Source organism: Pseudomonas antarctica (assembly GCF_900624995.1).
Taxonomy (GTDB): Bacteria; Pseudomonadota; Gammaproteobacteria; order Pseudomonadales; family Pseudomonadaceae; genus Aquipseudomonas; species Aquipseudomonas antarctica.
In genome coordinates, this window is record NZ_UYXQ01000179.1 from 1 (window position 1) to 5,926 (window position 5,926).

Annotated in this window: 5 protein-coding genes; 2 read left to right on the top strand and 3 right to left on the bottom strand. The window is 62.2% G+C overall.

The window, feature by feature from the left end; genetic code table 11:
- The 3 genes from E0F99_RS28410 to E0F99_RS28420 all read right to left on the bottom strand — a co-directional run.
- A partial coding sequence (locus E0F99_RS28410; protein WP_130909077.1) for an MFS transporter occupies positions 1–1,044 on the bottom strand: 1,044 nt, incomplete at its 3' end.
- 67 nt (positions 1,045–1,111) lie between these two features.
- Positions 1,112–2,479 carry an MFS transporter gene (locus E0F99_RS28415; protein WP_083357954.1) on the bottom strand — a complete coding sequence of 456 codons (1,368 nt, stop codon included), beginning with the start codon at positions 2,477–2,479 and terminating at the stop codon, positions 1,112–1,114.
- Positions 2,480–2,630: 151 nt separating this feature from the next.
- Positions 2,631–3,506 carry a Dyp-type peroxidase gene (locus E0F99_RS28420; protein WP_083357953.1) on the bottom strand — a complete coding sequence of 292 codons (876 nt, stop codon included), beginning with the start codon at positions 3,504–3,506 and terminating at the stop codon, positions 2,631–2,633.
- A 148-nt stretch (positions 3,507–3,654) separates the two neighbouring features.
- Here E0F99_RS28420 and E0F99_RS28425 point away from each other — a divergent pair, with 148 nt between their 5' ends.
- Together E0F99_RS28425 and E0F99_RS28430 are read left to right on the top strand one after the other, a co-directional pair.
- Positions 3,655–5,271, top strand: a complete 1,617-nt coding sequence (locus E0F99_RS28425) for an NADP-dependent glyceraldehyde-3-phosphate dehydrogenase (RefSeq protein WP_083357952.1) — start codon at positions 3,655–3,657, stop codon at positions 5,269–5,271.
- Between the two features lie 93 nt (positions 5,272–5,364).
- The coding region (locus E0F99_RS28430) for an FUSC family protein (RefSeq protein WP_207303109.1) at positions 5,365–5,926 on the top strand (562 nt) is incomplete at its 3' end.

A 5,926-nucleotide genomic window follows, 5' to 3' on the forward strand; every position in this document is an offset into this window, starting at 1 on the left:
GGCCACCGGCAGCAACAGCCCCGCCAGCAGCGGCCCGAGCCCGGCACCGACATCGCGCCACACCGCGTTGGAGGCCAGGGCTGAAACGCGCATCGAACCGGGGTTGCGCTCGGCCACCAAGGTGGTCACCAGCGGCAGTTGTAGCGCGCGCAAGACCAGCACCGCCGCCGCGCCGACGATCACCCAATAACTGCCGAACGCGGTCAGGGCCAGTGCACTCAAAAACGAAAACACCAGCAGCATCGAGGTCGCGCCAAAACGTTGCGCCGCACGGCCGCCCAGCGGGCTCAGGAGCATCTCCGAGGCATACCGCAGGGCCATCAGGCCTCCGGCGATCAGCACCGCGTCGGCGCCGAGCATTTTCTGTGCCTGGATCGACAGGCCAAAAATAAACAGTCCATCGAGCGCCACGCCTTCGATAAACGACCAGGTCGACACACTGTCAGGCCACTTGAAGCGCCGCCCAGTGCTGTGCAAGTCATGGCTTGCAGTGGGCAAGCCGCGCGCCACCCACAGGCCCGCCAGGCAGCAACCGGCGAGAATCACAAAGATCGGGCGCGGCCCGGCCCATAAGGTCAGCCAGCCACCCAGCGGCAGCGCCAGCATCGGCCCGAGGGCGATTACGGCGCGTGAACGCCCCGCACGGCGGGCTGCGCCAGCAGGTTCGGAAGTCGCCAACACTTGGGTCGAGAGGTTCAACGCGGCAAAACACAGGCCCCAGATCAGTCGTAACCCCAGCAATGCGGCGAAACCCGACAACAGCGAGTTGCCCAAGGCACACACCGTGGCAGCACCGGCGGCGATCATGCAGGTCAGCCGGCCGCCGTTGCGCGCGTAGAAATTCAACACATGCCGGTAACCGAAAATCCGCACCAGACGGTTGGCTGCCAGCAACACCCCGGCCTGGGCCAGCGTGACGCCAAAGGCCTGGGATTGCATGGGCAGCAGCAAGTAGAGCAGCACGTCACTGGGCAGACACAAGGCGAGCGTCAGCGCGGCGCGTCGGGAGGTGACATCAGCAGTGCGTTGGGCCAGGCTGGACATAAATCTGAAACATCCCGAAATATTCAGGTCGCAACGTTAGCCTTCTCACGCCGAGTTTTACAACGACCTACGCGGCTTTTTTCCCATAAGGCAGTAAGCGCAGGCCGCTGGCCACACTGCCCACCAGCGCAAACCCGCAACCCAGCCACAGCGCGTATTGCGGGCCGCTGCCCAGGGACAGATGGAAACAGAACGCCACCAACGAAGCCCCCAGCGTCTGGCCCAACAACCGCGAAATCGCCACAATGCCGCTGGCCCCGCCACTGCGGGCCAACGGTGCGCTGGTCATGATCGCCTTGAGGTTGGGCGATTGAAAAAAGCCAAACCCGGCGCCGCACAGGGCCATGCGCCAACCGATATCAAAGGCTGACGCACCATTGCCCAAGGTCGCCAACGCGGCCATGCCCACGCTGAGCATCAGCAAGCCGATGCCGCACAGCACGCCCAGCGACACCCGATCCGCCAGGCGCCCCGCCACCAGAGCCATAACGGCGACCACTGCCGGCCACGGCGTCATCAGAAACCCGGTTTCCACTTGGCTGTGCCCGAGCACCGCCTGCAACAGGAACGGCAGCGACACAAAGGCCAGGCCCTGGGCGCTGAACGCGCAGATCGCGGTGAGGGACGACAGCGCAAACACCGGGCGTTTGAACAAATCCAGGGCCAGCATCGGCGCCGGATGTTCAGCCTGACGGCGCAGCAGCAACGCCCCGCAGACCAGCGCTACAGCGATCAGGCCCAGGGTCAATGCGCCCTGGGCACCGTGTACCGCTGTGCCCAGGCCAAGCACCAGCAGGGCAAACAACCCGGCACAGAGCAACGCGGCGAGACGGTCGAAGGCGTGGCCGGTCATGGGCAGCGTCGGTAATGAACGCAAGCCCAGCCCCAGCGCCAGCAGCCCCAACGGCACGTTGATCAGGTACAGCCAATGCCAAGTCGCCACCGACAGAATCGCCGACGCAGCGGTCGGCCCGAGGGTGAACGCCAGCCCCACCACCAACGAGTTATAACCCAGGCCGCGCCCAAGCATTTTTGAAGGGTAGATGTGCCGCAGCAACGCAGTGTTGACGCTCATCACCGCCGCCGCGCCCAGGCCTTGCGCCACGCGCGCGGCGGTCAGCGTCAGCAGCGACCCGGCCAGCCCGCAAAACAGCGACGACACAATAAACACCAGCAACCCGCCGAGGTACACCCGACGGTGCCCCAGCACATCACTCAACGACGCGAACGGCAGCACCGTGGCGATAATCGCCAGCTGGTAGGCATTGACCACCCAAATCACCGAGGCTGAGTCGGTGCCGATGCCTTCGGCCAGGGTCGGCAGCGCCGTATTGACGATCGCCGTGTCCAGGGTCGCCATGCCGATCCCCAAAGAAAGGGCGATCACTGCCGGCAGGCGTTTATTGGCGGGCAACCCATCGGCAACAGAAGACATGAACAACCTGGCGCTGGTAACAAAGGCGTTTAGATTACGGGCAGCCGGGGATTTTTTCAGTTGCCAATTGCCTGGCTGTCAACATTTTCATGTTTGCCAGCCGACCATTTGTGGCGATCGGGCTTGCCCCGACAAGCCAGCTCCCGCAGGGTTAGAGCTGCGGCGAAACCCTGATCGCACTCATGTCCAAATGCCCATCCTTCAACGGCGGGCACCAGTAATAGCCACCGGTCAACGGCGTGCTGATGCGATACAACCCATCCACAATCCCATCCTCCAACCCGCTCATGCGCCGCAGTTGCGCTTCAAACGCATCAAAGGAATGACCAAAGGCAAGGAACATCAACCCCGCCTGACCGTTCTCGGCCCACGGCATCGAGCGGCGCACCACGAAGGCTTGCGGGGTGAAGCTTTCCTGAGCGGTGCGCTTGGTGTGGGCGGACTCGGGTGCGTCGTCCAACTCTTCGTTATCACCATGGCGACGGCCGATGATGTGGTCGCGTTCTTGCGCAGGCAATGCGGCAAAACCGTCGAGGTCGTGCTGCCATTGCTGGATCGCAGCAAAACTGGCGCCACTGTCGGTCATCGCGGCTTCAACCGCTGCATCGTCGTGGGGGTTTTCGGTGCCGTCTTCGTAGTCAGTCAAATCGAAACCGGTCTTGTAGCGGAAGCCCTCGGTCATCTGCACCAGGCGAAACGCCGGGGCCAAGGCTTTTTCAAAGGCGCGGCTGCGTAACAGCAGCTCACCGCGATCCACGCCATGCAGCCATACCCACAGCGCCTGTTGGGTGGAGGGGTTGTGCGCGCCCGGGCCGCTGACGGCCGGGAATGCGCGCAAGCCTTCGACCTTTGCACCCAGGGCGGTTACCAGCGGCTCACCAAACCCGACCACCGCGGCCGAATCCGCCAGCTGCACCAGCGCGTCCAACGCGGCGGGTACGGCTGCCAGGGTATCCACGGCAAAAAACAGATGGCGTGCCTGCAACGGCACCGGTGCGGCAAGAATGCCCGGCTGGTACTGACTCATGTGAACTCCTTCTGAAAAGCCGCGCAGTTTACTCCGACGAGCGTGGCACACACAGCGATGCGTACAAGAAAGCGCACAAGCCTTGCCATATAGCGGGTTGTTGGGCGACTCTCTAGTCATGTTTTGCAACTATTCCAGGGGTAGCAACATGACCACCAGCAACCTGCTCGCCCAGCTGTTTCCCACCTCCGCCGCCGATATTCCCGAGCCATTTCGCCTGGCGGCGCCCATTGAACAGCGTGATTACCTGGTCGACGGCCAGTTGCAGGTGTGGAACGGCCCATTGGCCCAAGTGCTCAGCCCGGTGCAAATCGATGACGAGCGCGTGCATATCGGCAGCACACCGCTGCTGGACGCCGACACTGCCCTCACCGCCCTGGACGCCGCTGTGCGTGCCTATGACCGTGGCCAAGGCGAATGGCCGACAATGCGCGTGGCTGAACGCATCCAGCATGTCGAAGCTTTTTTGCGGCGCATGCGCGAACAGCGTGATGCCGTGGTCAAGTTGCTGATGTGGGAGATTGGCAAGAACCTCAAGGACTCGCAAAAAGAATTCGACCGCACCTGCGACTACATCACCGACACCATCAATGCGCTCAAGGAACTCGACCGCCGCAGCAGCCGCTTCGAGCTGGAACAGGACACCCTCGGGCAAATCCGCCGGGTGCCACTGGGCGTGGCGCTGTGCATGGGGCCTTATAACTACCCGCTGAACGAGACTTTCACCACACTGATCCCGGCGCTGATCATGGGTAACACCGTGGTGTTCAAGCCAGCCAAGCTCGGCGTGTTGCTGATTCGCCCGTTGCTGGAGGCGTTCCGCGACAGCTTCCCGGCCGGTGTAATCAACGTGATCTACGGCAGTGGTCGTGAAACCGTCAGCGCGCTGATGGCCAGCGGCAAGGTCGATATCTTTGCGTTTATTGGCACCAATAAGGCCGCCAGCGACCTGAAAAAGCTTCACCCCAAACCGCACCGCTTGCGCGCGGCATTGGGCCTGGATGCAAAAAACCCCGGCATCGTGCTGCCCGAGGTGGACCTGGACAATGCGGTCAACGAAGCGGTCACCGGCTCGCTGTCGTTCAACGGCCAGCGCTGCACCGCGTTGAAAATCCTGTTTGTGCATGAAGACGTGGTCGACAGCTTTATCGAGAAATTCAACGCCAAACTGGCCACGTTGAAACCCGGCATGCCGTGGGCAGACGGCGTGTCGCTGACGCCGCTGCCGGAACTGGGCAAGGTCGATTACCTCAACGCGCTGGTGGCCGATGCGGCGCAGCATGGCGCCCAAGTGGTGAATGCCAATGGCGCGACCAGCCGTGGTTCGTTCTTTTATCCGGCGGTGCTGTACCCGGTGAACCCGCAGATGCGCGTGTACCACGAAGAGCAATTCGGGCCGGTAGTACCGATCGTGCCTTACCGTGATCTGGAGACGGTGATCAACTACGTGCTGGACTCGGACTTCGGTCAACAACTGAGTATCTTCGGCACTAACGCCGTGGAGGTCGGGCGCCTGGTGGATGTGTTTGCCAACCAGGTTGGCCGTATCAACATCAATGCCCAGTGCCAACGCGGCCCGGACACGTTCCCCTTCAACGGCCGCAAGAACTCGGCCGAGGGCACGCTGTCGGTACATGACGCGTTGCGTGTGTTCTCGATCCGTACGCTGGTGGCGACCAAGTTCCAGGACAGCAACAAGGCGCTGGTCAGCGACATCCTGCGCAACCGCGACTCGAGCTTTTTGACCACTGACTACATTTTCTGAAAGTGGCGCAGTTCAAAATGTGGGAGCACGCCCGCTCCCACACTTCAGACCGCGTTCGCACTGACTACTAAGGCCACGTTAATACCGATGAACCTGCATTTGCCCGTGTTCGCCCGGCGCTTGTTGCGCCCCTTGCTCGACCCGTACCGGCGCTATCGCCATGCCAAGCTGATCCACGCGGTACGCGTGTCCATCGGTTTGCTGGCGACGATCCTGCTCACTACGGGCATCAACTTGCCCCACGGCGAATGGGCATCGGTAACCATGTTGATCGTGATCGGCGGTTTGCAGCACCACGGCAACATCGGTAAAAAAGCCGTGGAGCGCGCCTACGGCACGTTGATCGGTGCCAGTGTCGGTTTGCTGCTGGTGGTGCAACAAGCCTATTTCGGCCAGCCCTTGCTCACCTATTTGTTGATGTCGGTGGTGTGCGGGTTCTTTTCCTATCACGCCATCGGCAAAGGCGGTTACATCGCGCTGCTGTCGGCGATCACGGTATTTATCGTCGCCGGTCACGGGGACAACCCGATCTCGGATGGCTTGTGGCGCACCGTGGATATCCTGATCGGCATTGTGTTGGCGCTGGCGTTTTCCTTCGCCCTGCCGCTGTACGCGGTGTACTCGTGGCGCTACAGCCTGGCCAGTGCGTTGCGCG